The sequence below is a fragment of the Dietzia sp. CW19 genome (assembly GCF_014145265.1).
Lineage (GTDB): Bacteria > Actinomycetota > Actinomycetes > Mycobacteriales > Mycobacteriaceae > Dietzia > Dietzia natronolimnaea.
In genome coordinates, this window is sequence record NZ_JAALEE010000136.1 from 1 (window position 1) to 1,507 (window position 1,507).

The window sequence follows — 1,507 nt, forward strand, 5'->3', positions numbered from 1 at the left end:
GGGTCGAAGGGCGCCGGGTCGGCGGCGCCCCCGCGGTGGGGGCGGGTGCCGATCCGGGTGCGGAGGGCCACCACGATCACGGCCGCGGCGATCACGCCGGCGGTCACCAGCGCGATGGTCAGGCCGTCGTAGCCGGCGTTCGAGAACGCCCGGATGCTCGCCACGGCCATCACCCATCCCAGGGAGACGGGGATGAGCACCTTCCAGCCGAAGCCCATGAACTGGTCGTAGCGCAGCCTGGGCAGGGTGGCGCGCAGCCAGATGAACAGGAACATGAAGCCCCACACCTTGATCACGAACCACAGCAGCGCCCACCACCCGGAGTCCGCGCCGTCGATCAGGGAGAACGGCAGCGGTGCCTGCCAGCCGCCGAGGAACAGGGTGGCCGCCAGGGCCGAGACCGTCGTCATGTTGACGTACTCGGCCAGCATGAACATGGCGAACCGCAGCGACGAGTATTCGGTGTGGAACCCCCCGACCAGCTCGCCCTCGGCCTCGGGGAGGTCGAAGGGCGCGCGGTTGGTCTCGCCGACCATGGAGATCACGTAGACGAGGAACGAGGGCGCCAGGAGGAACACGAACCAGACCTCGGACTGGGCGGCGACGATCCCCGAGGTCGACATGGTTCCGGCGAACAGGAACACGCCGACGAAGGACAGTGCCATCGCGATCTCGTAACTGATCACCTGCGCCGTGGACCGCAGCCCACCGAGCAGGGGATAGGTGGAGCCGGAGGACCAACCGGCCAGTACGATGCCGTACACGCCGATCGAGGTGACGGCCAGGATGTAGAGCACGCCCACGTTCAGGTCGGTGAGTTGCAGCGGCGTCCGGTGTCCGAAGATCGAGACCTCGGGTCCGAAGGGGATCACCGCGAACGCCATGAACGCCGGGATCACCGCGATGACCGGGGCCAACAGGAAGACGGGCTTGTCGACCCCCGCGGGGATCAGTCCCTCCTTGAGGGCGATCTTGACGCCGTCGGCGAGGCTCTGCAACATGCCCAGCGGGCCGACCCGGTTGGGTCCCACGCGCATCTGCATCCAGGCGATGACCTTGCGCTCGAGGTAGATCGCGGCGAGCACCGTCACCACGAGGAACACGAAGACCGCGAGAACCTTGAGCAGGACCAGCCACCACGGGTCGATGCCGAAGGCGGACAGGTCCGCATATCCCTGCGAGGTCACGAGGCCCCCTCCCCGGCGCCGATCCGGACGACGTCCCCCGCGGCCGCGGCGAGCGTGGCGTTGACGGTCGACCCGGGTGAGTTCTGCGGCAGCCACACCACGCGATCGGGCATCGCGGTGACCACGCAGGGCAGGGTGATCGATCCGCTCTCCGTGGAGACGGTCAACGGATCGCCGTCCGCGACGCCGGCCTCGAGGGCGGTGGCCGCGGAGAGCCTGGCCACGGGGGTCCGGGCCGTCCCGGCCAGGTGCGGTTCACCGTCCTGCATCCGCCCCGAGTCCAGCAGCAGCCGCCAGGTGGCCAGGACGGCCTGCCCGGC

2 protein-coding genes are annotated in these 1,507 nt (G+C 69.4%); both read right to left on the reverse strand.

Annotated features, from left to right (window positions below; all coding sequences use genetic code 11):
• A partial coding sequence (gene nuoH / locus G6021_RS04735; protein WP_182640758.1) for an NADH-quinone oxidoreductase subunit NuoH occupies positions 1 to 1,187 on the reverse strand: 1,187 nt, incomplete at its 3' end.
• Positions 1,184 to 1,507: molybdopterin dinucleotide binding domain-containing protein (locus G6021_RS04740; protein WP_277817922.1), on the reverse strand; the 324-nt coding region annotated here is incomplete at its 5' end. The genes nuoH and G6021_RS04740, both read right to left, overlap by 4 nt.